Genomic DNA, 26,285 nt, shown 5'->3' with positions numbered 1-26,285 from the left:
GCTCCGCTCGCCCCAGCACCGTCACGCCCCGAACAACCTGCGGCGCAGCGCCGCAGCGTTGCCGAAGATGCGGATACCGAGCACCACGATGATCGCGGTGGACAGCTGCGTGCCCACGCCCAGTTGGTCGCCCACGTACACGATCACCGCGGCGACCAGGACGTTGAAGACGAACGAGATCACGAAGACCTTCGCATCGAATATGCGCTCCAGGTAGGCCCGCAATCCCCCGAACACCGCGTCCAGCGCCGCCACCACGGCGATCGGCAGATACGGCTGGACGGCTTCGGGCACGCTCGGGTGGAAGATCAATCCCACCACGATGCCGACCACCAGTGCCGCGATCCCGATCATGTACCCCTGCTCACTTTGGTCCGATCTCCTTGGCGAAGTTGACATCTCGTACCGACGCGGCCGACACCGTGAGCCGGTCCCGGGTCTGGACGCTGATGCCCACCCCGTACGACTGGGCGAGCAGCATCAGCCGCTGCATGGCGGGCGTCTGCTCGAACACCTCCTGCATGGCGTGCGGCGGCCCGATGGCGACGATCACGTAAGGGCTGGCGACCGGCTGGTTGTCGACGAGGATGCCACCGCCGGCCTGCCGCATGGTCACGTTCGGCCCGATCCGCACACCTCCGACGGAGACCGCCTCGGCACCGGCCGCCCACAATGAGTTGACGGCCAGCTGCAGGTCCCGGTCCAGGATGATCTGCGGGCTACCGGCAACCCTCTGCTTGGACACGTCGGACAGGTTCGGGCTGGGCGGCGGCTCGGTGACGGTGACGGTGAGGCCGGGTCCGGTCACCGCGGTCACGCCGGCACCGAACTCGGCCTGTTCCAGGGCGGCCAGCAGTTCACGGCCTTTCGCGTCGCCGGCCAGCCGGCTGCGGCGTGCAGCCTCGACCTGGCCGGCCAGCGCGTCGCGGGTGGCGGTGCTGTCGCGCGTCCGCTCCTCGGCGGTGCGCGCGTTGGCCGACAGCACGTGTTGAGTCTGGTCGTTGGCCGGAGCCATCGACACCGCATGCTGCGCCGCCGTCACGAATACCACCGACACCGCGGCGACGCCGACCAGCAGCCAGGCGCCGTCGGCGAACCGGGGGCGGCTGCGCCGGGCACCGTCGCCCGCGGCGGCACGGCGCTCGGCCGCAGCGGCGTAACCGGGGTCCAGGTGGTCGGTGAGCAGCGAACGCAGCAGCGACGGCACCGGAATCCGGACCGGCTCGTCGGCGACGTGACTGTTGCGGCCGGCCTCCGGCCAGTAGCCGCCCAGCGCCCGGTCCCGGGGAGTCCCGGCTTCAGTCACGCGGCGGACCTCGTCATCGGCGGCAGATCCCGCAGCACCATCGACACCTGGATCAGGTACAGCACCGCCGACCACAGATACATGGCCATGCCCCACACCAGGAACGCCCAACCGCAGGCCAGCACCACCCGGCTCCAGGCGTCGGGCCACTGCCCCAGCAACACCAGCGGGAACCCGGACATCAGCGCGAACGTCGCGGCCTTGCCGATGTAGGTGACGGGCAGCGCCGTCAGCCCGCGGCCGCGCAACAGCGGCAGCGTGGCCGCCAGCACGGCGTCACGGCCGATCAGGGTCAGCACGAACCACCACGGCACGACGTGCGCGATCGCCAGTGCGACCGGCACGACGAGCATGTAGATCCGGTCGACCAGCGGGTCCAGCAGCTCGCCCAGCCGCGACGACTGGTTCGGCACCAGGCGCGCGATCTTGCCGTCGGCCCAGTCCGAGAAGCCGCTGAACATCAGGATCGCGACGGCCCAGCCGTTCGCGTGCGCCGACAACAGCAGGTACAGGAACACCGGGACCAGCAGCAACCGCAACGCGCTGAGCGCGTTGGGAATCGTCAGCACCCGGTCGGCCGCGCCGGCTTCCGGATCGCTGGTCGTCATGCGACTAAACCTAACGGAATACCCCGGGCAGGCTCAGCGCTGCCATCGTGTCGTCCGCCAGCGGGTTGTCGTGAATCATGTACGTCCACGTCGACGTCGGGCGCGCCAGCTTGGACAGATCCAGGCCGGGCTCGTCCGCCAGCACGTTGGCCGTCTCGAAGGTCTGTTGCGCGGCCTCGATGGCGTCGGCCGCCAGCGACGCGAACGCGTCGACCGCCATGCGGTGGAACTCGTCGAGCGGGTCCTGACGTCCCAGCGCGCGCAGGTGGATGCTCTCGCGGATGTCGGACAGGTAGGCCAGGTGGTCGGCCCAGCCGCGGTCGAGGTGGTACAGCATGATCAGCCGGCAGATGCGCTCGAGCTCGTCCTCACCGACCTCGTCGACCAGTTCCTGGTACCGGTCCGGCGCCAGCTCCTTGAGTTCGTCACGCGCGGTTGTGGTGCGCAGCAACGTCTCTCGGCGTTCCACGATGATCGCGCGCTGCTGCGCGGTGAGCTGGTTGTAGCGCCAGGTGTTGGCGTGGACGTCCAGCAGCCGGCCCTCGGCGACGCGCTGGGCGTGCTCGAGCATCTGGCCGGCGCGGTCACTGATGATCCGGCCGTCCTCATCGGTCTGCATCGGCAGCTTTTCCGGCTCCAGGTGCGAGACGACGACGTCGTCCTCCCAGCTGGAGAAGAACACCGACGAACCCGGGTCGCCCTGGCGGCCGGCGCGGCCGCGCAGCTGATTGTCGAGGCGCTCGGTGTGGTGCCGGCCGGTGCCGATGACGTGCAGGCCGCCCAGCTCGGCGACGGCGTCGTGGTCGGCTTCGTCGGAGCCGCCGAGGCGGATGTCGGTGCCGCGGCCGGCCATCTGGGTGGACACGGTGACGGTCGCGAGCTTGCCGGCCTCGGCGATGACGGCGGCTTCTTCCTCGTCGTTCTTGGCGTTCAGCACGACGGCGGGCACGCCGGCCTTGACCAGCTTCGCGTGCAGCTCTTCGGATTCGGCGACGTCGCGGGTACCGACCAGCACCGGCTGACCGGTCGCGTGGATCTCCTGGATGTGCTCGATGACGGCCTGGTTCTTGGCAGCCGCGGTGATGTAGACGCGGTCGGCCTCGTCCTCGCGGATGTTCGGCGTGTTCGGCGGAATCGGCGACACCCCGAGCCGGTAGAACTGGCGCAGCTGCTCACCGGCGGCCAGCGCGGTACCGGTCATGCCGCACACCGTCGGGTACCGGTTGATGAGGGCCTGGACGGTGATGGTGTCGAGCACCTCGCCCGTCTCGGTGGTCTCGATGCCTTCCTTGGCCTCGACGGCGGCCTGCAGGCCGTCGGGCCAGCGCTGCAGCGACGCGATGCGGCCGCGCGAGGCGTTGATGAGGTGAACGGCGTTGTCCCGCACGATGTAGTGCACGTCGCGCTGCAGCAGCACGTGGGCGTGCAGGGCGACGTTGACCTCGGTCAGGGTGGTGCCGATGTGCTCCTCGGAGTACAGGTCGATGCCGCCGAGCGCCTTCTCGAGCTTGCGCGCGCCGGCGTCGGTGAGGTGCACGTTGCGGCGGTCGGCGTCGGTGTCGTAGTACTGCAGCGAGTCGTCGACCCGGTTCTCGGAGGTCATCTCCCCGACCAGCCGGATGATCTCCATGCGCGGGGTCTCGCGGTGCGTGGTGCCGGCGAGCACCAGCGGCACCAGCGCCTCGTCGACCAGGACGGAGTCGGCCTCGTCGATGAGTGCGACGTCGGGCCGCGGCGACACCAGGTCGTCGACGTGGGTGACGAGCTGGTCGCGCAGCACGTCGAACCCGATCTCGTTGACCGAGGCGTAGGTGACGTCGCATTCGTAGGCGGCGCGCCGCTCGGCGGCCGTCGACTCGGCGGTGATCCAGCCGACCGTCAGGCCCATGGCGGCCAGCAGCGGTCCCATCCACTCGGCGTCACGGCGGGCCAGGTAGTCGTTGACCGAGATGACGTGCACGTGCCGTCCCGCCAGCGCGTAACCGGCAGCGGCGATGGCGCCGGCCAGGGTCTTGCCCTCACCGGTGGCCATCTCGACGACGTCGCCGGCCATCATGCGCAGCGCGCCGAGGAGCTGAACGTCGAACGGGCGCAGGCCCGTCGTGCGCTCTGCGGCCTCGCGGGCGATCGCCAGGAACTGCGGGATGTCGGCGGCATCGGCGAGCTCGGACAGCTCGAGCAGCTTGGCGGCCTTGGTGATCTGCTCGTCGTCCAGCCCCGCGGCCTTGTCGTCGAATTCGGCCGACGCCCGAACCTGATTCATCGATCGGTTCTGGTTCTTGTCGGTGGAGGCACCGAGCAGCTTCCAGAACTTGCTGCTCAGCCGGCCGGATTTCGCGGTGCTCGTTTTCGCCACAGGTCAAAGGTACCGGTCCGGTCCGGCGGCACTTCTGCAACCATCCACCTGCCGGAGACCTGCAGAAGGTGACCGGCGTCTCACGTCCATGCCTGTCGCAGCGCGCACGTCAACAGAGCACGGGTACCTTGCGGGGATGGATTTGTTCACCCCGACCCTCGAATGGGGCAGTGAGCTCACGACCTCGCTGTGGTGGATCGCGAAAGCCTGGCTGATCGCTGCGGTATCGACGCTGGTGGTGGTGACCGCCATCGGCCGGTTCACGGTCTGGGGTAGGCAGTTCTGGCGCATCACGGGCGCGTACTTCGTCGGCCGCGACAGCATCATCGTGTGGCTGTGGCTGGCGGCACTGCTGTTGTCGGTGATCACGGGCGTGCGGCTCACCGTGCTCTTCAGCTATCAGAGCAACGATCTGATGACGAGCTTCCAGGTGGTGGCCTCCGGCCTGGCCGGTCACGACCAGGCGGTCAAAGACTCGGGCGCCCATGGCTTCTGGATGTCGATCGGCATCTTCTCGCTGCTGGCCGTGCTGCACGTCTGCCGCATCATGCTCGACCTGTTCATGACGCAGCGGTTCATCCTGCGGTGGCGCGCCTGGCTGACCGACCGGCTCACCGGCGACTGGCTCGACGGCAAGGCGTACTACCGGTCGCGGTTCATCGACGACACCATCGACAACCCGGACCAGCGCATCCAGAGCGATATCGACATCTTCACCGCCGGCGTGGGACCACTGCCCAACACGCCCAACAACATGACCACCTCGACGTTGTTGTTCGGCGCCATCAACGCCATCGCATCGATGCTTTCGTTCACCGCGATTCTGTGGAACCTGTCGGGCACCCTGACCATCGCGGGCCTCACCATCCCCAAGGCGATGTTCTGGATCGGCCTCGGTTATGTCCTGATCGCATCGGTCGTCGCGTTCTGGATCGGCCGTCCGATCATCTGGCTGTCGTTCGACAACGAACGCTTCAACGCGGCGTTCCGCTACGCGCTCGTGCGCATGCGCGACGCGGCCGAGGCTGTCGCGTTCTACCACGGTGAGCTCGCCGAGCGGACGGGTCTGCGCCGGCTGTTCGCACCGGTCGTCGACAACTACAAGCGCTACGTGAACCGGATGATCGGCCTCAACGGCTGGAACCTGTCGATGAGCCAGATCATCGTGCCGCTGCCGTACGTCCTGCAGTTCCCGCGTTTCCTCGCCGGCGAGATCAAGCTCGGCGACATGAACCAGACGGCGTCGGCGTTCGGCAGCATCCAGGACGGACTGTCCTTCTTCCGCAACGTGTACGACCAGTTCGCCGGCTACCGCGCCGCCATCATCCGTCTGCACGGCCTGGTGACGGCCAACGACGCGGCCCGGCACCTGCCCGAGCTCGCCACCGAGGACTGCCCCGACGACACCATCACGCTGGAGAAGGTCACCGTGAGCACCCCGGACGGCCGCGAGCTCATCGCTCCGCTCGACCTGTGCCTGTACCCCGGCGAAGCACTGGTGGTCACCGGCCCGTCCGGCAGCGGCAAGACGACCCTGCTGCGCAGCCTGGCCAAGCTGTGGCCGTTCTGTCACGGCGCCATGCACTTCCCGATGGACGAGAACGAGACGCTGTTCCTGTCCCAGCTGCCGTATGTGCCCCTCGGCGATCTGCGCGCGGTGGTGTCCTACCCCAGCAAGGTCGGGACCCACACCGACGAGGACCTGCAGGAGGTCCTGCGCAAGGTCGCGCTGCCGCACCTGGCGAACCGTCTCGACGAGGTGGACGACTGGGCCAAGGTGCTGTCCCCGGGCGAGCAGCAGCGCGTCGCCTTCGCCCGCGTGCTGCTGACCCGGCCGAAAGCCGTGTTCTTCGACGAGTCCACGTCAGCACTCGACGAGGGCCTGGAAATGATGCTGTACCAACTGGTTCGGACCGAACTGCCCGATACCACCGTGGTCAGCGTCAGCCACCGCAGCACCGTCGAGCAGCACCACCAGCAGGAGCTGGAACTGCTGGGCGACGGCACCTGGCGGCTCACCCGGATCGAGGACGAGGACGGCGCACCCGCCCGCGTCTGATCAGCGGGTGGCGGCGTGGGTTCCGGCCCGGCGGCCGAAGAACGATCCTTCACCCAGCTGGGTGCCGCTGGCATAGCCCTTGCCGTCCTGCGCGATGTTCGACGCGCAGGCGCCCGCGGCGTACAGGCCCGGCACCGCGCTGCCGTCGGCGCGCAGCACCTCGCCGTCGATGCTGACCGACAGTCCGCCCATGGTGAACCCGGAGTACAGGGCCCGGCCGAGCGACAGGTCGAACGCCGCCCACGGCCCATTGTCCTGGGCCGCAACGTAATCCGGCTGCTTGTGGAAGTCGGGGTCCGCGCCGGTCGCGGCATTGGCGTTGTAGCGCTCCAGCGTCGCCGCTAGGTTGCCGGCCGGAATGCCCAGTGCCGCTTCCATTTCCGCGATCGTCTCCCAGCCGTCGATGAACCGGATCAACGGCATGGCCGGCATCTCGGTGTGCGCTTCGTCCACGATCAGATACGCCACCTGGTCGGGCTGCTCGAGCACGAAAGCCGATGTGCGCGAATGGTAGGAGTCCTCGTTGACGAAGCGCCGGCCGTCCTGGTTGACGATGACGCCGGTGAGCAGGATTTCCGGCGGGTAGGCGGCCGCGGTGATGAACAGCTGGTCGAGGTTCTTGGCCACACCGCCGACCGACACGCCGAGCTTGATGCCCAGCCCGTCGTCGTTCGGGTTGCCCAGGATGTAGGGCTCGACTTCGCCGTGGTGCTTGGTCTTTCGCTTCTGGCCCAGCGCCGGCGTGTGTTCGGCGACCATTTCCGGGTTCATCGCGAAACCGCCCGCGGCGATGACCACCGCGCCGGCCTTGACGGTGCCGGTCACGCCGAAGTTCTTCCAGCGGACACCGACCACGGCGCCGGCGTCGTCCACCACGAGGTTGGTCGCGCCGGTCTCGTAGCGCATCTCGACGCCGAGCTCGTCGGCGCGTTTCAGCAGCAGCTTGATGACCATGTCGGCCCCGCCCAATTCACCCGGCACCGGGACCGAGTGCCCGCGCGGCGCGGCCTTGGCCTGCTCGCAGAACGGCCACACCTTCTCGTTGCCGGTGTAGGACAGCCCCTCGGTGCCCGGCGGCACCACCACCTTGCCCGGGTAGTAGCTGCGCTCGAACTGGAAGCCCAAGTCCTCCAACCAGTTGAAGTGCTCGACGCTGCCGTCGCAGTAGGCGCGGATCTTGTCGTGCTCGGGGTCGTGGGCGACGGCGACCAGGTACTTGTACATCTCGTCGGCAGTGTCGTCGTGGCCGGTGGCCTGCTGCACCGCCGTGCCGCCACCCAGGTAGAAATGGCCACCTGCCATGGACGTCGTGCCGCCCGCGCCGGCCGCCTTCTCCAGCACGAGGACCTTGGCGCCCGCGGCCGCAGCGCTGACCGCGGCACAGCCACCGGCGATACCGAAGCCGATCACCACGACGTCGGCCTCGTCGGACCATTCGGTGACGTCGGCGGCGTTCACGGTCTCGGGCACTGTTTGCATCGTCTCTCCTGGGCCGGTCTCGAGTGGTGTCCGGCGCGGTCGAATCCGGCAACCTGGACACGTGTCTGATCAGTGATCGACTAGACAATAACGTCGAGTCGGGACCATGGCTAGAACGTGTTCTAGTTTCTAGCCGTTTTCGTCGACGCCGAGGTACGCCGCGATGCACCGGGCCGACGCGGCGCGCGCCTGCCCCGGATCGGTGCCGCCGGCGATATCTGCTGCACACCAGGCCGCGCCCGATTCGCGCGTGAACCGGCGACCCTCGTCGCTCACGGTCCACTGCGGACCGAACGACGGATCGATGGCCTCCCCCGTCGACGTGTGGATGGCCAGCCCGAGAAGCGCGCCGTCCCAGCCCATACCGACGGCGCTGGGACCGTACTGCGCCCAGAACTCGTCGTCATCGGCGGAGGCGATGTGGTCGAGCTCCAGACGCGCCGAACCGTCGCCGGCGTCGAGGATTCGCAGCTCGATCCAGCTGACCTGGCCGTTGCACTCCCAGGTGGCGGTGAAGGTGCGTGGCGGATCGCATGTCAGCACCGTGCCGCCGGCGTTGCCCTCCAGCTGAAACGCGCCACCGACCGTGAGGTCGCCGGTGACCGGCAGGAACCACCGCGGAATCCGGTCCCGATTGGTACAGGCGTCCCACAGGTCCGCCACGTCGGTCGGATACGTCTGACTGATCGTGACGACGCGGGCCTCGCCCGCCTGCCACGTCCGCGTGCCGACCCTGCGTTCCACTGCGTTGATCTGTGCGGTGACGTCGATCATGACTCCCCCTTGCGGTTGAGTTTTCCGCGCGCCACCTCGGTGGCCAGCGCGTCCAGATGCGGTCGCCAGAACTGGCGGAACCCGGCCAGCCAGTTGTCGATGTCCTGCATGCCCCGGCCGTCCACGGCATAAAGCCGCCGCTGACCGTCCGGGCGCACACTGGCGAAACCGTTGTCGCGCAGCACCTTCAGATGTTGCGATACCGCCGGTTGGCTGATGGAGAACTCGGCCTGGATGGTCGTCGCGATGGCGCCCGCGGTCTGTTCACCGTGCGCCAGCAGTTCCAGGATCCGGCGGCGAACCGGGTCCCCCAGGACATCGAAGGCGTGCACCACGCCAAGTTATAGCCGCGACTTATATAAGTCAAGGGTTACATATCAACGCAACAGCGCGTCAGCCGTCGGAGGCCTGCTGCACGACGGCGTCATTGGTCTGCTGATCTGTCGCGCTCCAGGAGACGGCCGCGGGGAAATGGCCCCACGTGCTGTTGAAGACGCCGACGAGGACCGCCCGGTTGTCCGGGGTGACGGTGTAGACCGGCCCGCCGGAGTCGCCCTTCTGGCTGACGATGCCGTTGGACATGGTGAACCAGCCGTTGTTCACGGCGTCGACGGTGCCGCACGTCTCACCGGTGACGACACCGAAGTGGCAGACCGGGGCGCCGCGCTGCGGATTCACCGCCGGATCGGTGACGAGCATCCGCCCGCCCGGCAGGATGTTGTTCACCATGACGTCGCCGGCGATGTTGATGGACTCCCAGTCGGAGATCTGATGATCGGTCGCGATCGTGGCGCCGTCCGGCGTGTTGTCCCGGAACGTGATCATGGTGCCGATGAAGCGGCCGTCCTTGTCGGTCACCGGGCCGTTGCCACGGCAGTGACCTGCGGTGTAGCCGGTCCGCGCGACCGGGTCCACATAACCCAGCGTGCAGCGCGTCGTGCCCTGGTGAATCTCCATGCCCGGATAGACGAGCACTCCGGGATCAGCCGACGCGATCGGCGCCGGGGCGCCCACGGCGAACATCGGCACGGCGACCGCGGCTACTACCGCGGCCCGCAAACCCCCCACAAACATGACCTTGCTCCCATCACCTCGGGACGGACGTCGCGCCAGCCTACCCCGCAAACCCGAACGCGGGACGGGAAAGCCCCCGCCCCCGGCGACCGGCGGCCGCCCTGCACCAGCAAACAAACTGCCCGCGAAATCGGACGTTGAAACGCACTGGCGGCCCGGATCTCTCGATCCGGGCCGCCAGGCTCTGTCCAGGTCAGGGGATGGTCAGGAGCTGACCGGGCTGAATCAGGTCGGGGTTGTCGATTCCGCTGGCACCGGCGATCTCCGGGTAGCGGTTGCCGTCACCGTAGAACTGCTCGGCGATGGCCCACAGGGTGTCACCGGACTGCACGGTGTAGGTGCGCGCCGCCGGCGGCTCGGGCGCCGGGGCGGGCTCGGGCTCGGCGATGACCTCGGCGGCGGCGGGCTCGGCCGCCACCTCGGGTTCGGGCGCCGGCTCCGGCGCGGCTTCGACCGGCGCCGCAGGCACCTCGTCGGTGTGCGTCTCCGACGACCACTTGGCGTCGTCGCCGCTGTAGAGGACCAGGTTGCGGTCATCCTGCAGCACGAGGCGGACATTGTCGGCACCGGCGGTCTGGCTGGCCCACACCGGCTTGTCCGGGGTGTACAGCACGAAGTTGCCGTCCTCCTGCACCTCGGCGCGCTTGACGTCCTGGCCGTCGGTGGCGGTGGCCCACACGGACTGCTCCCCTGCGTACAGCACCAGGTTGCCGTCGTCCTGCAGCACCAGCCGGTACGCACCGTTGTTCGACGTCAGCGACTGGCCGACCTCGAGCTTCTCGCCCTTCTGAAGTGTGTCACCCATGAAAGTCCTGCTCCTTTGGTTCGATTCACCCCTGTCGCTCATCGACAGTACCGACGGTTCCGGGGAACGCCAGCGTTTGCGCTCGCCGAAATCAAAACAGTTGGCAAACAATGAGTTATCGCCGAGAAATCACAGCGTTCCGACAGCGTTGACGCCCGCGTCAGCGAACCGGTCCGGGCCCGGGTCCTGCCGGCTGCCATCCGGGCGGGCCGAAAACGTAGCCCATCCGATTCCCGAACCCGTTGGCCTGACGCACATCTCGGACCATCGAGACATATTCATGCGTCTGCAGTTTCCAGATGTCGTACGTGCCAACAGGTTTGGTCAATCCGTAGTTCGGCCGCGCGGTCTCCGGCGTGAAGCTGCCGAACATCCGGTCCCAGATGATCAGGATGCCGCCATAGTTCTTGTCGAGGTACTGCTGGTCCCTACCGTGGTGCACACGGTGGTGCGACGGCGTGTTGAAGAGAAATTCGATTGGCCGCCAGAGCTTTCCGATGCGCTCGGTGTGAATCCAGTACTGGTACACCAGGTTCAGCGAGAAACTTGCGAACACGATCCAGGGCGGCACGCCCAGTGCCGGTAGTACCGCCTTCATCGCCAGGTCGCCGGACGGATTCCACTTCTGCCGCAGCGCGGTGGACAGGTTGAAGTACTCGCTGGAATGGTGCGCCTGGTGGGTGGCCCAGAACAGCCGCACCCGGTGGGCCATGCGGTGGTAGGTGTAATAGATCAGGTCGACCCCGAGGATGGCGATCACCCACGTGTACCAGGCGTCGGCCGGCAGCTGCCACGGCGCGACATACACGTACAGCGCCGCGTAGCCGACCAGCGCGAGGAAATTCAGCACACCGCTGGTGAACAGCGACACCGCGCCCATCCAGATGCTGGCCCAGGCGTCGGCGCGCAGGTACGCGCCCGACGGCGGCCGCTGCTGCTGCTCGTCGTACGCAAGCTTGCGGGCCGCGCCCCATTCCAGCAGCAGCGCCACCACGAAGAACGGGATGGCGTACGAGACCGGGTCGTGCAGCATGGTGGGCAGCACGTCGGACAGCAGATCGGAACTCACGTCGACACCTCCTCGCGCAGCGTATCCGGACGCGTACCGCACGCCGGCCGGGTTCGTGACAGTCCGCGCTCAGCTCCCATGGTGCGCCGAATCCCGGCAAGATGGCGCGCATGACTGAACGCACCGCGTCGCTCGTCGAGCTCGCCCGACGCCACGGTGTGGCCACCGAGTACATCGACTGGAGCGGCGCGCAACACGCCGTCGCCGCGACCACGCTGGTCGCTGTCCTCGCGGCGCTGGGCATGCCTGCCGATTCCGAGGACGCATGCGCGGCGGCCCTGGCCGACCACGAACGCGCGTACTGGCAGCGCACCCTGTCCCCCACCATCGTCGCCCGGGCCGGCCAGCCGTCGAGTTTCTGGGTCCATGTCACCCACGGCGCCCCCGTCGGCGTGTGGATCCGGCTGGAGGACGGCTCGGTGCGGGCCGGACTACGCCAGCTGGAGAACAACCGGCCGCCATTCGATCTCGATGGCCGGCTGGTGGGCGAGGCCACCTTCGAACTGCCGGCCGATCTCCCGCTGGGCTACCACCGGCTGCACGTCCAGGCCGGCACCGCCGCGGACGCCGACGCCGTCCTGATCGTCACCCCCGATGCGCTGACGCTGCCGAGCCGCCTGGGCAGTGGCCGGGCCTGGGGTCTGGCGACGCAGCTCTACAGCGTGCGTTCGCAGAACTCTTGGGGCACGGGCGATCTCACGGACCTCGCCGACCTCGCCGTGTGGTCGGCCGCGCGGTACCACGCCGATTTCATCCTGGTGAACCCGTTGCACGCCGCCGGCCCGGTGGCGCCCATGGAGCCGTCGCCCTATCTGCCGACCTCGCGCCAGTTCGCCAACCCGCTCTATCTGCGGGTGCAGGCCATCCCCGAATACACCGCCGTCCGCACACCGGCCACGCTGCGCAAAGCCCGGGCCGACGCCCAGTCCCGCGCCGACAAGAACGAGTTCATCGACCGCGATGCGGCCTGGAAGTCGAAGCGCAATGCCCTCAAGGAGGTGTACCGGGCCACTCGCTCGGCTGGCCGGGCCGTCGCCTACGACGCCTACCGGCAACGGACCGGCCGCACGCTCGACGACTTCGCGACGTGGTGCGTGCTGGCCGAGAAACACGGTGACGACTGGCGCGACTGGCCGGCGGAGTTCCAGCACCCGGACCATCCCGCGGTGCGGGCGTTCGCCGAAAAGCACAGCAGCCGTATCGATTTCCACCGGTGGCTGCAGTGGCAGCTCGATGACCAGCTGACCGCCGCGCAGGCCACCGCGGTGCAGACGGGGATGTCGCTGGGCATCGTGCACGATCTGGCGGTCGGTGTGGATCCGGGCGGCGCCGATGCCTGGGCCCTGCAGGATGTGCTGGCCACCGGGGTGTCGGGCGGGGCGCCGCCCGACGAGTTCAATCAGCTGGGGCAGGACTGGTCGCAGCCGCCGTGGCGGCCGGACGAACTCATGGAGCGCGCCTACGAGCCGTTCCGCGCCGTGGTCAGGGCGGTGCTGCGGCATGCCGGCGGGGTCCGCATCGACCACATCATCGGCCTCTTCCGGCTGTGGTGGATTCCCAACGGTGCGACGCCGGTCGACGGCACCTACGTCCACTACGACCACGAGGCGATGATCGGCATCGTGGCGCTGGAGGCACACCGGGCCGGTGCGGTCGTGGTCGGCGAGGACCTGGGGACCGTCGAGCCGTGGGTTCGCGACTACCTGCGCGACCGCGGCCTGCTCGGCACTTCGATCCTGTGGTTCGAGGCCGATCAGGACGGCGGACCGCTGCCCGCGCCACGATGGCGCGAATACTGCCTGTCGGCGGTGACGACGCATGACCTGCCGCCGACGGCCGGCTACCTGGCCGGCGCACATCTGCGCCTGCGCCGCGACCTGGGGCTGCTGACCCGCCCCTACAAAGAAGAGGTCGCGGCCGATCGTGCCGATCAGCAGCACTGGCTGGACGTGCTACGGGCGGCGGGGTTGCTACCGCCGAACGCACCCGAGGCGATCGATGCCGACCAGATCGTCCTCGCGCTGTACCGGTACCTCACCCGCACCCCGTCGCGACTGCTGGCGCTGGCGCTGCCCGACGCCGTCGGCGACGTGCGGACCCAGAATCAGCCCGGCACCACCGACGAATATCCGAACTGGCGGGTGCCGCTGACGGGTCCCGACGGCCGGAAAATTCTCCTCGAAGACCTGTTTTCCGATCCCCGTGCGGTCGCGTTGGCGCAGGTGATGGCCGACGCGGTGACGCCGGGATTGAGTTGATTCGAGTTTCTCCACCCCGCCATCTGCGCTATCTTCGCTGTACTCGAGGAGGTCAGGTGAAGAAGCTGAAGATGCTGACGGCAGGTGCCGTGGCAGCAGGTGCGGTGGCGGTGGGTGCCACCGCGATGTTCGGCTCGTCGGTGGCCGCGTCGGATCCCGGCGGTTCGAACTCCATGAATGTGGTCGGCGAGTCCTACGCACGCGCCGTGTCGATTCTCAAGAGCCAGGGCGTCCGGGCCACGTTCGGCGGCTCGGTCGGCAGCGATGTGCCGCAGGCGCAGTGCATCGTCGATCAGGAGAAGATGGGCAGCCACGGCCGCGTCATCCTCATGCTGAACTGCACCACCAAGGCCGTCGAGAACGCCTCCGCCGGTGCGCCTGCGGCCGGTGGCGGCGCCCCCGCAGGGGCGCCCGGTGCTCCGAAGGGCCCGAACGTCGGCGCCAACGGCGTGACGACGGTGCAGGCGACGCCTGTCGGCCCGCAGCCGGGCATGTCCATCCCCGGTATGTAACCCTTTGCCGAGACGGCATCTCCGCAGGTCAACACACTGTTTATGCCTGCTGGGATGCCGTTTCGTCGTCTCGCGGCAAAACCCAGTACCGCCGTTCCCACATAAAACGCTTACACTGAATCCACTTGCAACGATGCTTGAGGATCCGGAGGTAGCTTTTCCATGCTGCAACCACAGCGTTTCGCTCACGAGGTCGACCCGGGCCCGGTGCAGATCCAGGCCCGCAACGTGGCTTTCGAGACCGCGGACAAGCCGATGTCATGGATTCCCGGCCACCCTGTCGCCTCGCACGTGGTGAATCTGTTGAACATCCTGCTGCCGGCCGGCGAGCGCTGGTTCATCGAGACCTTCAACGAGGCGCTGCCGCTGATCAAGGATCCGAAGCTCGCCGACGACGTCCGCGGTTTCATCGGCCAGGAGGCCATGCACGCCGAGGCGCACGACACCGTCATGAACGACTACCTGGTGAACAGCGGCATGAATGTCACGCCGCTGCTCGACCAGGTCGAGTTCGTCTTCGAGGAAATCCTCGCTCCGGCCAAGACCGACGATCCGCGCCGCAAGATGAACAACCTCATCGAGCGGCTGTGGTTCATCGCGGCCGTCGAGCACTACACCGCCGTGCTCGGCGACTTCGTCCTGAACTGCACGTGGGACGACCACGACGCCGATCCCGTCATGGTGGACCTGTTCCGCTGGCACGGCGCCGAGGAAGTCGAGCACCGCTCGGTGGCTCACGAAGTCGCGATGTACTTCCGCAACAGCTACTTCGATCGCATCCGCGCCATGAGCGTCGTCGCGGTCCTGATGTACGTGTTCTTCCAGCGCGGCATGCGGTTCCTGGTCAAGAGTGACCCGCAGCTCAAGCTCGGCTGGTGGAAATCGCAGCGCCTCCGCATGCGCGACTCCAAACTGGGCCTGCTGCCGAAGTACCGCAACCTGCTGCTGACCCAGACGCTGGTGTACTTCAAGCCGAACTACAGCCCGGAAGAAATGGGCTCGACCGCGCAGGCCGTGGCGTATCTCGCTGCCTCGCCCGCCGCCCGCGCCGCACACCCGTGAAGACGCGCCGCTTCCGGTCACGGCTGGCGCCGCCCAGCGTGATGGGCCTGCTCCGGCACGACGCGCTGATCACGCTGGCCGACGCCGTGGTCACCAGCACGTTCTGGGTGTCGACACGGCTGCGCAAGCCGCCGGTCCCCGTCGTCGTCGAACGCACCATCGCGCTGAAGATCGCCGACCGTCAGGTGGTCGCGCACGACCAAGACGTGGTGGCGTTGACGTTCGTCAGTGCCGACGGTTCGGAGCTGCCCCGCTGGCACCCGGGTTCGCACCTGGACATCCACCTGCCCAGCGGTCTGGTCCGCCAGTACTCGCTGTGCGGCGATCCGGATGAGCAGGGCGCGTACCGAATTGCCGTGCGGCGCATACCCGATGGCGGTGGTGGCTCCATCGAGGCACACCAGCTCAGCGTCGGCGACGTGATCACCACCAAGGGTCCGCGCAACGCGTTCCCGCTGGCGGTCCCGGGTTTCGGCTCGCCGACCCGCACGCTCCGGTTCATCGCCGGTGGTATCGGTATCACGCCGATCCTGCCCATGTTGGCGCGTGCCGAGCAGTTCGGCATCGACTGGTCGATGCTCTACGTCGGCCGCAGCCGCGACAGCCTGCCCTTCCTGGAGGAGCTGGCGCGGTTCGGTGACCGGGTGCAGATCCGCACCGACGACGTCGACGGGCTGCCGACCGCCGACGACCTGCTGGGCGACTGCCGGCCGGGCACCTCGGTGTACACGTGTGGGCCGGCTCCGATGCTCAATGCCATCCGGGCCCGGCTCGTCGGGGCCGACGACATCGAACTGCACTTCGAGCGCTTTGCCGCGCCGCCGGTGACCGACGGCCACGAGTTCAAGGTCGAGGTCGCCTCGACGGGGCAGACCGTCGCCGTCGCGGCCGACGAAACCTTGCTGACGGCGCTGATCAAAGCCGGTGTGCACGCCCCGTATTCGTGTCAACAGGGCTTCTGCGGCACGTGCCGGGTGAAGGTGCTCGCCGGTGCGGTCGACCACCGCGACGGCCTGCTGACCGAGACCGAACGCGATGCCGGGCAGGCGCTGATCTGCGTGTCGCGCGCCCAGGGCGACGGCCCGCTGACGCTGGACCTTTAGCCGAGGCCTGACGGCACCGGTTTACGATGCCCCAATGCCAATGGCCGAGGGGACCGATTTCGCCGGGTACACCATCGTCCGGTGCCTGGGTTCGGGCGGAATGGGCGAGGTCTACGTCGCCCAGCACCCGCGACTCCCCCGGCAGGACGCGCTCAAGGTCCTGCGGCCCGAGATGTCGACCAATCAGGAGTTCCGCGAGAGGTTCCTGCGCGAAGCGGATCTGACCGCCGCGTTGTCGCATCCGAACATCGTCGGGGTGTATGACCGCGGCGAGTTCGACGGCCAGTTGTGGATCTCGATGGAGTACGTGGATGGCACCGATGTCAGCCGGCTGCTCCGGAGCGCCGGCGGCGTATCCGACGATCAGGCGGTCGCGATCATCAGCGCCGTCGCCGATGCGCTCGACTACGCGCACCAGCACGACCTGCTGCACCGCGACGTCAAGCCGGCCAACATCCTGATCAGCGACACCGATCCGGCGAGCCGGCGAATCAAGTTGGCGGACTTCGGCATTGCGCGGTGCGCCAACGATTCCGTGGGGCTGACGGCGACGAACATGACCGTCGGCACCGTTTTCTACGCCGCTCCCGAGCAACTGACGGGCAGCGTCATCGACGGTCGCGCCGACCAATATGCGTTGGCGGCCACGGCATTTCAGCTCTTCACCGGCGCGCCGCCGTTCGAGAACTCGAATGCCGCGGTGATCATCGGCAAGCACCTCAGCGCTCCCCCGCCTTCGCTCTCACAGCGCCGGCCTGATCTCACCGCCCTGGATCCGGTGCTGGCCAAGGCACTCGCCAAGGATCCCAGGGACCGGTTCGACAAGTGCGCCGATTTCGCCCGCGCCCTTCAGCACGGGTTGGGCGCTGCGGGCGCGGATGCCACCATCTTGGCGCCCGCAACGTCCGACCAGACGCAGGTCCTGCACGCCGACAAGTCCACCCGGTCGCGCCGCTCGCTCGTGCTGCCCGTCGTGCTCACGGTGCTGTTGATCGCCGCACTCGTCTTCGCGGCCATCGAGTTCACCCGCGCCAAGGACGAACAGCCGGCAGCGCCCCGTCCCGCGGCGACGACCACCACGGCTCCTCCGGTGACCACCACGACGACCGTGCCGTCGCCCACCGAGGCGCCCACCGAGTCTCCGGCCGCACCCACCGAGGAGACGGTAACCAGCACCGTCACGGTCGAGACCACCACTGCCCCGCCGACGGTGACCCCGACCGCCCCGACCACCACGGAAACGCCTGCGCCGGAACAGGAAACGCCGATCCGCGAGTGCATGGAGCAGACCGGCATGACGCGACTGCAGTGCTGGGAAGAGATTCGTCGTAGCGAGCGGAGACGCTGATGTCACCCAGGTTCGCCGTGGTCGCCCCGGTCGCGGCCGGCGTCACCGCCGATCCGGTCTGGATGACGCAGTTCGCCCGCCACCTGGAGAGCTGCGGCTTCGAATCCATTGTGGCCGTGGAACATACGGTGCTGCTGACCGAGTACTCGAGTGTGTATCCGTACGACGCCTCGGGGCGGGTGGACATTCCCGCCGACTGCGCGGTCCCGGATCCACTGGAGCTGCTGACATTCCTGGCCGGGCAGACCACCACACTGGGTCTGGCGACCGGCGTGCTGGTGCTGCCCAACCACCACCCGGTGGTGCTGGCCAAGCGGGTCGCCACGCTGAATGCGTTGTCCGGCGGGCGGATTCGCCTGGCCGTCGGCATGGGCTGGCTGCGCGAGGAGATCGAGGCATGCGGGGCGCCGTTCGACGACCGCGGCCGCCGGGCCGACGAGCAGATCGACGTGCTGCGGCTGCTGTGGTCGGACCAGCCGGGCGGTGCCACCCATTCCGGTGAGTTCTTCCAATTCGCCCACGCAGCCTGCTATCCCAAGCCGGTTTCTCCGATACCGATCCACATCGGCGGGCACAGCCGGGCCGCGGCCCGGCGGGCCGGCCGGCGCGGCGACGGTTTGCAGCCCCTCGGCGTCGCCGGTGCGGAACTGTCGGGGTTGATCGCGCTGATGCGGGAATCGGCCGAGCGGGCCGGTCGGGACCCCGACGCCCTCGAACTCTCCCTCGGGCACCTGGTACCCAAGGTCGACGCCGACCGGGCGGGCCGGCTCGCGGAGCTCGGGGCCGACCGTATCGTGCTGGCCATGCCACCGGTCACCGACATCGACGAGGCCAGGGACACGCTGTCGGCGTGCGCCGAGCGACTCGGGCTGACGCCGTGCCGCTGACGGTGGCCGACCGGCTGGCACTGATGGACCTGGTGCACCGCTACGCCGCGGCCGTCGATGACCGCCGGTTCGACGACGTCGTCGAACTCTTCACCAGCACAGCGGAATTGGTCCTCCCGGACCCGCCCCGATCGCTCGACCCGGTTCGGCGCGAGCAGGGGCACGACGGGGTGCGCGCCGCGATGGCCGCCCTGTCGGGTGTCGCCCGAACCCAGCACGAGATCGTGGGCGAGGTCTACACCGACGCCACGGACCACGCGCGGGGCCGCATCACGTGCGTCGCCCATCACTGGACCCGCGGTGCCGACGGCGACGTCACCGATCTGCTGTGGCACCTGCGGTACGACGACGAGTACGCGCCGAGCGGCGACGGCTGGCGGATTCGCCGCCGTGCGCTGACTCTCAACGCCATCGAGACCCGGCCCATCCGCCGCCTCCGCGACTAGCGGCGACCTACCTCGGCTGCGCCAGGATCAGCAGTGTGTCGCCGCCGACCTGAACCCCGCCGTCGCCGATCACCGCAGCCAGCCGGGTCCGCAGCTCCGCGGCCCGGTCGGCGGGCAGCACGAGGTGGTTCGAGTAGGTGAACACCAGATCCAGCCACTGCTCGCGGCTGTACTGCTCACCACGGGCGTAGGTCAGCTGCCGCACCGTGAATCCGGCGGCCTCCAGGTCGGCCACCACGTCGTCGCTGTCCATGCCCGAGCCGGTCCCTCCGGTGGGCGTCGCGGTCACCAAAGGTGAAGCGGCATCGAGGAAGTCGCGGTACACCTCGGCGAAGTCGGCACGCGACGGCTGGACCGGGAACAGCCGGTTCCAGGCCAGCGCCAGCCGCCCGCCCGGGGCGAGCAACCGGCGGATCTTCGGCAGCGCCGCGGCCGGGTCGACCCAGTGGAACGACTGGGCGAACAACACGACGTCGAACGTCCGGCCGGCGTCGTCCCAGTCCTCGAAGGTGGCCACCTCGACCGTCACGCCGTGCTCGGCGGCGATCTCGGCCATTCTCGGATCCGGTTCCAGCGCAACCAGTTCCGCCCCGTGGGCGATCAGTTGGCGGGACGCGATCCCGGTCCCGGCGCCGACGTCGAGCACCCGGCCCGAACCCGTCCTGACCAGTTCGTCGAGCATGGCCTCCGGGTAGCGTGGCCGATGTCGGTCATAGGACCGGGCGGCCCCACCGAAGGAATCAGCTCGGTCGCGCTGCCGGTACAGCTCATCAGACTCAGCCACGACTCGACGCTACCGGGAGCCCGTGCCCCGGGCGCCGAGTGGTGCCCGGGCGGCAGATCCAGGCATGCTGGAGCCCATGACGCGTCCGCCGCGCCGGTGGGACCCGCTCCGACCGCTCGATCTGTTCACCTCGGTGGTGTCGACCGCCGCGGTGCTGCCGGTGAGCACCGGGGCGGCCGCCGCCTACCGGACGGCGTTGCTGACGGTGCGGCCGCTCGTGATCGGGCGCCGGATCACCGTCCGCCTGGCCACCAGCGACCTGGCACTCACCGTGGCCGAGTTCGATTCCCGGTGGGATGCCGGCATCTTCGCCGTCGGCCACATCGGCACCGTCGACATCACCGCACACAAGGTGAAATGGGCTGGCACCGTGCTCAATTCGATATCGGCGAAGCTGAACAACCTGCACATCCGGCCCTCGGTGCCACCGATGCTGGCCGCCGCACCCGTCGAGCTGACGGTGGAGGTCCCGTCCGACTCGCTCGACGAGCTGATCCGGGCCGCCGAACCGCGCATCAGCACCGAGATCGGCGAGGACGGCGTCGCCCGAATCCGGTTGTCACGCTTCCGCTCCGGGGTCGTCGAGGTCGATCCCCAGCTCCACGGCAACACGCTGTGGCTCAAGCCCCGCGGCCTGACGCTGGGCTCTGCCCGGGTGCCCGTGCCCGGGCTCGCGCCGGCGTACCCGGTGCGGCTGCCCGAACTGCCGTACGGCATGACCCTGACCTCGGTGGAGGTCGGTCCGGGTGTGGTGCGGGTCGGGGCGACGCTGCCGGAGTGGCGGTTCGACCTGCCACGCGCCGTGCTGGACGAGGTGATCAACCAACTCAGCGTGGTGGGCCGTCCGCTCGACGTGATCTGGCCGGGCTGATCCGCTGCGCTGAAGTTCTGCCGATCCTTCATTACAGTCACGGTCGTGACCATCGGCTACTCCCGATACGTCGCGCTCGGCGACAGCCAGACCGAGGGCCTGTTGGACGGCGATGACAACACCGGGATCCACGGTTTCGCCGACCGCCTGGCGTGGCGACTCAACGCATTACAGCCCGGACTCCACTACGCGAACCTCGCGGTGCGGGGCCGCCGCATCAGTGACGTGCTGGACCGGCAGCTGCCGCTGGCCCGGGACATGAACCCCGACCTCATCACCAGCTGCATCGGGATGAACGACGTCACGCGGCCGGTACGCAGCTTCGACAAAGCGCTGGAGGACATGCGGCGCGTACATACCGAGCTCGCCGCCACCGGCGCGACCGTCGTCACGACGACGTTCCCCGATATCGCCCGCATCCTGCCGGTCGGACGGGTGCTGAGCGGCCGGCTGCGCCGGATCAACGAGGTGATCCGGACCGACTCGGCCCACTTCGGTTTCCGGCTGGTCGACCTGTCTGCGGCCACGTCGATGTTGGACCCCGCGACCTGGGCCATCGACCGGGTACACGGCTCCCCGCACGGCCATCAGCTGTTCGCCGACGCCGCGGCCGAGGCGCTGGGTTTGCCCGGCAGCGATCACCGCTGGGCAGAGGTCGAGGGCGAGCTCGTCCTGCCGCGACTGCGCGAGCGGATGTACTCCCAACTGATGTGGGCGCAGAACATGCTGATGCCCTGGGTGTGGCGGCACACGCTGGGCAGTTCTCGGGGCAAGGGGCTCGAGCCGAAGCGCCCGGTCATGGCGCCGCTCGACGCCCGACCCGCTCTATCCGAGGCCGAGTAGCCCGAGCGGCAGCGGCGATTCGCCACGTCCGAGAGCACCGACGACCCCCGGGCAGAACGACGAGATCGCGAAGCCGGTGAACATCGTCGCCGGCCCCAGCGACATGCCGGACGTGTCGGCGACCTTGGCCGCGGCGTCGGCCAGGGTCTGGCCGGGCTGAGCGAGCATCGGGCACACCGACTGGCCCAGGGCGACCGGATCAGAGCCGCTCGGCAGCATCATGTCGGCGTTGCTGAGCGCGTTGTTGAAGGCGTCGACACCCGCATCGGCGCTGGCCGGACCGGCCGAGACGAGGCTGCCCACGATGCCGGCGGTGGTAGCTGCGATTGCGATGGCGGTACCGAATGTGCTCTTCATGATGCCCTCATCATAGGGGACGCAGGTTGCCGGTGCCGCCTCGCGGCCGTCTCAGACGCCCGTCCAGGCGCTCGCGATCCTCGTTCCGATGTCGATGACCTTGGCATCTGCGCTGTTGATCTCGCCTGCGACATGGTGGGCGATGAACCGCCGGATCTCGCCGTCGACGTTGCCGACGATGCGCAGCAGCTCCGCGCGGATCGACGACGACGTGACGTGGATGGCGATGTCCGACGACCGCGGCGTCTTGACGTCGATGACCAGCAGCAGCGGGTGCGCGGCCCGCGCGGTCGCGGTCAGGTTGATCTCACCGAACACCATGAACCGGGGGCGGTCGATGCGCAGGTCGAGCGTCATGTCGATTTCCAGCGGGATGCGGATTGCAAAGGTGATCTCCTCACCGAGCGTCCGGGCCACCACGGGGTGCTTGATCTGCACGCGCGCGGTCACCTTCGCGAGTCCGCCGGGACCCTGGGCGATGGGACCCATGTCGAAGGCCTCACCGGCGATGCCTCCGATCGCGTCCGCGACACGTTCCTCACTGACGGCGACCTCGAAGAATCGTCGACCGAATTCCTCGTAGGACATGTATTCGTGTTGTGGTTGCACTGGCATGGTGTGACTACGTTCTCATGTCGGGGACGGAAGCAGCGGCAACTGGCGGCTTCATTCGGCAAAGAGTCGCAGGCCGATGATGCCCCGGCCTGCGAGAGCCAGCTCCGCGATGACCACACCGCGGTAGCCGTCCCGGTGGACGCCGGCCAGGACATACCTGCCCGCGGCGATCACCTTCTGTACGCGGCATCCGGAGAGCTCCTCGACCAGTTCGGAGACGCTGAGCCGGGCCTCGGAGCCACGGGTGATCTGCACCGGCTCGCTGAGCCGCCGCTTGACCGCCAGCTCGTCGCCCGTCGCGGCGTCGGCCAGCAGCCCCGTGAGCGCGCGCTTTGCTCGTGTCCCTCCGGTGCGCAGGCCGCCGAGAAAACCCACCGCTCCGCCGGGGCCCTGGTTGCGCAACAGCGCCGCCGAGAGCCCCAAACCTGCCGGCAGCGCCGCGGCACCGCAGCGCACGAACTGGGCCACCATCCCGGGCAGCTCCCAAAATGCTTGCAGCCGAGATATTTTCAGCGACGGGTCGGAGCCCTCGGTCACCACGTCGTACTGCAGATAAACCGGAATGCGCAGCTGCACCGTGCTACCCATGTGCACTTCGAGCTCCAGGTCGCGCACGACGGTGTTGCCCAGCACGATGTCGGCGTCCCGGTGGAACACGATGGTGCGCGGCCCGATGAAGGTGTCGTAGAACTGCCCGATGGCGCGGTGCCCGACGTGCGGCCGCGAGCCGACCGGGTCCTCGACCCGGCCATCGGCGCTGAACAGACCCACCCAGGCGGCCTTGTCGTGCGCGGCCGTGGCGGCGGGCGAGCGCTCGACGGTGGCAAGGAGGTCGTCGCGGGTCGGCGATTGCGGTACGGACATGCCTCCATCGTCCACCACCGCCGAGTTCGGCTGCGAGGGGATGGCCGACCGCATCGTCGTGGCAGATGTCGCCGAAGTCGCGCACACTGGTCGGTATGAGCAACAACGGCCCGTTCGGCATTGATCCGGAAGAGTTCGACCGCGTCCTGCGTGAGACGGGCGAGGGCATCCGCGGCGTGTTCGACCGCCTCGGCCGCGGTGCCGCCTGGGCCAACGTGGTGAACGACCTGACCCGGACGCCGCGGCACGCCACGCAGCCCGAGACCACCGGAGACACGGGCGACGGCGTGTGGGTGGTGTACACCGTGGCCGCGGACGGCGGGGCGCACGTCGAGGAGGTCTACCCCTCCGAACTGGAGGCCCTGCGAGCCAACAAGAACAACACCGATCCGTGTCGCAAGGTCAGATTCCTGCCCTACGGCATCGGGGTGAGCGTGTTGGACGCGCCGGAGCAGGCCGGTCCCCCGCCACACGACGACGAGCAGACGGCGCGGCACGAACCCTACTGATATTGACCTGCCGACAATATCCCCGGCGACGCGGCTGACACGCTACGCTTTGCCACATTGTCGTGTGACAGTAGTGCGAGGGGAGATGACCAGGATGTTTCGGGTACTGACGGTGGCCGCAGCGATCGCCGGAACCGCCATCGGGCTGGCACCGTTCGCGAGCGCCGATCCGGCACTGGGCGGCAGCGACGATCCCGGCCGCTACCCCACCGACGTCCCCGGCATGAACTACCAGGCCGTGAACGGCGCACCATGCGACAACCACGACATCTTCATCTTCGGCCGCGGCCCGGGCGGCGCATCGATGGCCTGCCACTGGATTCCCAACCAGTGGCCGCCGGTCGACACCGGATTCTGGGGCTACTCCTATGCGATCCAGGGTGTGAAGGACATCGGTTCTCCGTGCCCGGGCCCGCAGACCGCGGCGCAGGCCCCCGACGGCCGCCCGCTGCTGTGCCTCGGCCCCGCCGGCTGGCAGCCCGGCTTCAAGACCGGTGACGGGTTCTTCCCGAGCTGACCGTCTCCCGGCCTGACCGGTTCGGCGCCTGACCACCGCCCGACCGGAGCGGCACCTGACCACGCCACCCGGCCTGATCGCCACACCGCGCACTCAGCGCTGGTGAACTGCCGTCGGCTTCCTACCTCTGGCGGTAATGCGTAGCCAATTCGGCTGCAACGCAACATCTTCGCCTCTCGTGGTTGTCGTCATCCGCTGGTAGTCGGTGGCGCCGCGCAGCGTGGTGCCGCAGTCCTGCGGCTCACGCGACGGCGCCGTCGATCCCACCCAAGGCGCGCGCCGGCCCGGCGCGACCAGCTCAGTGCGCCGTATCAGCTTGCGGGCCTGTCGCTTTCGCCGCCCTCGTCGCCGCTCTCGGCCGGGTAGAGCGTCGGGTGGTGAGACTGGTTCGTCCTGGGTTGGCCGACGTCGAGTAGTGGTGGTGGGGTCCAGTGGGTTCTGCCGTCGGGGCCCATGGTGGTGCTCCAGCCGCCGGTATCGACGAGGCGGTTGTCGCGGCCGCAGGCCAGGGTCATGGTGTCGATGTTGGTCAGTCCGTCATCGCGCCAGTTGCTGATGTGATGGGCCTGGGAGCGCGAGGCAGGGGCGGTGCAGTTGGGTCGGGTGCAGCCGTGGTCGCGGCCGAACAGTGCGAGGCGTTGGGCGGTGCTGGCGGTGCGGGCCGCCCGACCCAGATACAGGGGTTGACCGGTGTGCTCATCGAACACCGCGAGGTAGTTGTCCGAGCCCTGGGCGGCCATCCGGATCAAATCCCTGATCGGCAGTTTCGTGCCGGTGTGGGTGAGCGCCATTCCGGTGCGCTTTTCCAGGTCGGTGACGGTGCAGTTGGCGACCACCGCGACCGGGAACCCGTTGTGCACACCCGATGTCCCGGTAGCGAGCATCATCCGGCCCACGAACGTGAACGCGTCGTACTGGCGCTGCGCCAGGGTGCGGGTATCCGCGTCGATCTGCTCTTGGGTGGGGGTACCGGAGTAGCAGGGCTGTGGGTCGGCGGGGCTGCACATGCCCGGGGCGGCGTACTTGTCGAACAGCACTTCCCAGTAGGCCCGGCCTTCGGGGTCGAGTTGGGCGGTGACGTCGGTACGGCCGTCGGGCCGCTGCTTACTCATCACGAATGAGCGTTTCGGGTCGGGTTCGTCGTCGTGAGGTTCGGGGCCGTCCTGATCCAGCCGGTACAACAAGTCCGCCGCCGCGCGCCGCAGGTCTTCGGGGGTTTTGACCCTCGCATCGGCCACCAGATCGGTCTCGCACTGGGCGACGGTGATCGGGTCGGCCGCCCACAGCGGCAGCTTGCCGAAGAACCAGGTGATCACCGCGACGTGCTCACTGTTGATCGCGCCCTCCGCGAGGGCGGCGGCGACCAGTTCCCACACCGGACCAAGTGGCTCCCCGGTGATGGCCGAGCGCGGGCCCAAATTATCCGTGTCGCGGACCCGGCGGCGGGCCTCCTCCCGGCTGATGCGGTGCCGCACATGCAGCACCTCAGGCCAGTCTTTGGCCCCGATCTCCTTGGCCGTGGCCTGGGTTTGCGCGGCGGCCAGAATCTGGTGATCGACGGCTTCGGCGGCGCACTTCAGGGTTTCGCGGCGGGATTGCAACTCCAGCAATGTCCGCACGTCCAGACCGGTGTAGTCCAGGGACGCGAGCCGAGCGTGCGCCGCTTCGTAGGCGGCGTAGGCCTCCTCGACAGCGGCTGGATCGGTCAATCCCATACATCGAACACTAGTTCGAATCACCGACAATTCGCTGTGACGAATGAGCCACTAGTTACCCACT

The 26,285-nt window shown here is 68.5% G+C and carries 27 protein-coding genes; 12 read left to right on the top strand and 15 right to left on the bottom strand.

Annotated elements, in window-relative coordinates:
- Positions 1-21 precede the first annotated feature (21 nt).
- From ACJEIK_RS13525 to secA2, 4 genes are read right to left on the bottom strand one after another with little or no spacing between them, the layout of a single operon-like run.
- Positions 22-354 carry a small basic family protein gene (locus ACJEIK_RS13525; RefSeq protein WP_053856224.1) on the bottom strand — a complete coding sequence of 111 codons (333 nt, stop codon included), beginning with the start codon at positions 352-354 and terminating at the stop codon, positions 22-24.
- A 10-nt stretch (positions 355-364) separates the two neighbouring features.
- Positions 365-1,306, bottom strand: a complete 942-nt coding sequence (locus ACJEIK_RS13520) for a DUF881 domain-containing protein (RefSeq protein ID WP_409431596.1) — start codon at positions 1,304-1,306, stop codon at positions 365-367.
- Positions 1,303-1,914, bottom strand: coding sequence for a CDP-alcohol phosphatidyltransferase family protein (locus ACJEIK_RS13515; protein ID WP_409431595.1), 612 nt, complete (start codon positions 1,912-1,914; stop codon positions 1,303-1,305). The genes ACJEIK_RS13520 and ACJEIK_RS13515 overlap by 4 nt, the downstream gene beginning before the upstream one ends.
- 10 nt (positions 1,915-1,924) lie before the next feature.
- A complete protein-coding gene (secA2, locus tag ACJEIK_RS13510; protein WP_061009960.1) occupies positions 1,925-4,270 on the bottom strand; it encodes an accessory Sec system translocase SecA2 in 2,346 nt (781 codons plus the stop codon).
- Between the two features lie 136 nt (positions 4,271-4,406).
- Between secA2 and ACJEIK_RS13505 the strand changes: the two genes are divergently transcribed.
- Positions 4,407-6,329, top strand: a complete 1,923-nt coding sequence (locus ACJEIK_RS13505) for an ABC transporter ATP-binding protein/permease (protein ID WP_060999827.1) — start codon at positions 4,407-4,409, stop codon at positions 6,327-6,329.
- Here ACJEIK_RS13505 and ACJEIK_RS13500 read toward each other — a convergent pair whose 3' ends face one another.
- From ACJEIK_RS13500 to ACJEIK_RS13475, 6 genes are all read right to left on the bottom strand, one after another.
- A complete protein-coding gene (locus tag ACJEIK_RS13500) occupies positions 6,330-7,808 on the bottom strand; it encodes an FAD-binding protein (RefSeq protein ID WP_060999824.1) in 1,479 nt (492 codons plus the stop codon).
- A gap of 129 nt (positions 7,809-7,937) precedes the next feature.
- A complete protein-coding gene (locus ACJEIK_RS13495) occupies positions 7,938-8,582 on the bottom strand; it encodes an SRPBCC family protein (RefSeq protein ID WP_060999822.1) in 645 nt (214 codons plus the stop codon).
- Complete coding sequence (locus tag ACJEIK_RS13490; RefSeq protein WP_409431594.1) at positions 8,579-8,914, bottom strand: ArsR/SmtB family transcription factor; 336 nt, start codon at positions 8,912-8,914, stop codon at positions 8,579-8,581. The genes ACJEIK_RS13495 and ACJEIK_RS13490 overlap by 4 nt, the downstream gene beginning before the upstream one ends.
- Positions 8,915-8,975: 61 nt before the next feature.
- Positions 8,976-9,656, bottom strand: a complete 681-nt coding sequence (locus tag ACJEIK_RS13485) for a hypothetical protein (RefSeq protein WP_064860708.1) — start codon at positions 9,654-9,656, stop codon at positions 8,976-8,978.
- Positions 9,657-9,849: 193 nt separating this feature from the next.
- On the bottom strand, positions 9,850-10,461 hold the full coding sequence (locus ACJEIK_RS13480) for a LysM peptidoglycan-binding domain-containing protein (protein WP_064860523.1): 612 nt from the start codon (positions 10,459-10,461) through the stop codon (positions 9,850-9,852).
- Positions 10,462-10,621: 160 nt separating this feature from the next.
- Entirely contained in the window at positions 10,622-11,494 is an 873-nt protein-coding gene (locus ACJEIK_RS13475; RefSeq protein WP_060999843.1) for a sterol desaturase family protein, read from the bottom strand.
- Between the two features lie 146 nt (positions 11,495-11,640).
- On the opposite strand from ACJEIK_RS13475, the gene malQ reads away from it, so the two are divergent.
- From malQ to ACJEIK_RS13440, 7 genes are all read left to right on the top strand, one after another.
- Positions 11,641-13,788, top strand: coding sequence for a 4-alpha-glucanotransferase (gene malQ, locus ACJEIK_RS13470; RefSeq protein WP_409431593.1), 2,148 nt, complete (start codon positions 11,641-11,643; stop codon positions 13,786-13,788).
- A gap of 56 nt (positions 13,789-13,844) precedes the next feature.
- Positions 13,845-14,300 carry a hypothetical protein gene (locus ACJEIK_RS13465; protein ID WP_060999815.1) on the top strand — a complete coding sequence of 152 codons (456 nt, stop codon included), beginning with the start codon at positions 13,845-13,847 and terminating at the stop codon, positions 14,298-14,300.
- A 162-nt stretch (positions 14,301-14,462) separates the two neighbouring features.
- Positions 14,463-15,362 (top strand): metal-dependent hydrolase, encoded by a 900-nt coding sequence (locus ACJEIK_RS13460; RefSeq protein ID WP_409431592.1) that lies wholly within the window; start codon positions 14,463-14,465, stop codon positions 15,360-15,362.
- Positions 15,363-15,403: 41 nt separating this feature from the next.
- The gene (locus ACJEIK_RS13455; protein ID WP_060999839.1) at positions 15,404-16,465 is read left to right on the top strand and encodes a PDR/VanB family oxidoreductase; all 1,062 of its coding nucleotides are present in this window, start codon (positions 15,404-15,406) and stop codon (positions 16,463-16,465) included.
- A 34-nt stretch (positions 16,466-16,499) separates the two neighbouring features.
- Entirely contained in the window at positions 16,500-17,813 is a 1,314-nt protein-coding gene (locus tag ACJEIK_RS13450; RefSeq protein ID WP_409431591.1) for a serine/threonine-protein kinase, read from the top strand.
- Positions 17,813-18,700, top strand: coding sequence for an LLM class F420-dependent oxidoreductase (locus ACJEIK_RS13445; protein WP_409431590.1), 888 nt, complete (start codon positions 17,813-17,815; stop codon positions 18,698-18,700). Before ACJEIK_RS13450 ends, ACJEIK_RS13445 begins: the two co-directional genes overlap by 1 nt.
- A complete protein-coding gene (locus ACJEIK_RS13440; protein WP_409431589.1) occupies positions 18,664-19,146 on the top strand; it encodes a nuclear transport factor 2 family protein in 483 nt (160 codons plus the stop codon). Before ACJEIK_RS13445 ends, ACJEIK_RS13440 begins: the two co-directional genes overlap by 37 nt.
- A gap of 7 nt (positions 19,147-19,153) precedes the next feature.
- Here ACJEIK_RS13440 and ACJEIK_RS13435 read toward each other — a convergent pair whose 3' ends face one another.
- Positions 19,154-19,912 carry a class I SAM-dependent methyltransferase gene (locus ACJEIK_RS13435; RefSeq protein ID WP_409431693.1) on the bottom strand — a complete coding sequence of 253 codons (759 nt, stop codon included), beginning with the start codon at positions 19,910-19,912 and terminating at the stop codon, positions 19,154-19,156.
- Between the two features lie 94 nt (positions 19,913-20,006).
- Here ACJEIK_RS13435 and ACJEIK_RS13430 point away from each other — a divergent pair, with 94 nt between their 5' ends.
- Positions 20,007-20,801, top strand: coding sequence for an LmeA family phospholipid-binding protein (locus ACJEIK_RS13430; RefSeq protein ID WP_234789760.1), 795 nt, complete (start codon positions 20,007-20,009; stop codon positions 20,799-20,801).
- 45 nt (positions 20,802-20,846) lie between these two features.
- Entirely contained in the window at positions 20,847-21,644 is a 798-nt protein-coding gene (locus ACJEIK_RS13425) for an SGNH/GDSL hydrolase family protein (protein ID WP_409431588.1), read from the top strand.
- Here ACJEIK_RS13425 and ACJEIK_RS13420 read toward each other — a convergent pair.
- Genes ACJEIK_RS13420 through ACJEIK_RS13410 form a run of 3 tightly spaced genes read right to left on the bottom strand, consistent with a single transcriptional unit; the run spans position 21,627 to position 23,480 of the window.
- Positions 21,627-22,001 carry a DUF732 domain-containing protein gene (locus ACJEIK_RS13420; protein WP_409431587.1) on the bottom strand — a complete coding sequence of 125 codons (375 nt, stop codon included), beginning with the start codon at positions 21,999-22,001 and terminating at the stop codon, positions 21,627-21,629. The two genes, ACJEIK_RS13425 and ACJEIK_RS13420, sit on opposite strands and share 18 nt — an antisense overlap.
- A 51-nt stretch (positions 22,002-22,052) precedes the next feature.
- Positions 22,053-22,616, bottom strand: coding sequence for a hypothetical protein (locus tag ACJEIK_RS13415; RefSeq protein ID WP_036420306.1), 564 nt, complete (start codon positions 22,614-22,616; stop codon positions 22,053-22,055).
- 51 nt (positions 22,617-22,667) lie between these two features.
- Positions 22,668-23,480, bottom strand: a complete 813-nt coding sequence (locus ACJEIK_RS13410) for a nuclear transport factor 2 family protein (protein WP_060999830.1) — start codon at positions 23,478-23,480, stop codon at positions 22,668-22,670.
- A gap of 95 nt (positions 23,481-23,575) precedes the next feature.
- Between ACJEIK_RS13410 and ACJEIK_RS13405 the strand changes: the two genes are divergently transcribed.
- Positions 23,576-23,989, top strand: coding sequence for a hypothetical protein (locus tag ACJEIK_RS13405; RefSeq protein ID WP_060999829.1), 414 nt, complete (start codon positions 23,576-23,578; stop codon positions 23,987-23,989).
- Between the two features lie 94 nt (positions 23,990-24,083).
- A complete protein-coding gene (locus tag ACJEIK_RS13400) occupies positions 24,084-24,506 on the top strand; it encodes a hypothetical protein (RefSeq protein WP_060999803.1) in 423 nt (140 codons plus the stop codon).
- 311 nt (positions 24,507-24,817) lie between these two features.
- On the opposite strand, the gene ACJEIK_RS13395 is transcribed toward ACJEIK_RS13400, so the two are convergent.
- Positions 24,818-26,221 carry an HNH endonuclease signature motif containing protein gene (locus ACJEIK_RS13395; protein WP_135355699.1) on the bottom strand — a complete coding sequence of 468 codons (1,404 nt, stop codon included), beginning with the start codon at positions 26,219-26,221 and terminating at the stop codon, positions 24,818-24,820.
- Positions 26,222-26,285: the final 64 nt, after the last annotated feature.

This window comes from Mycobacterium sp. SMC-16, assembly GCF_046250085.1.
GTDB classification, from domain to species: Bacteria; Actinomycetota; Actinomycetes; order Mycobacteriales; family Mycobacteriaceae; genus Mycobacterium; species Mycobacterium phocaicum.
This window is presented reverse-complemented; position numbering and strand designations above follow the sequence as displayed.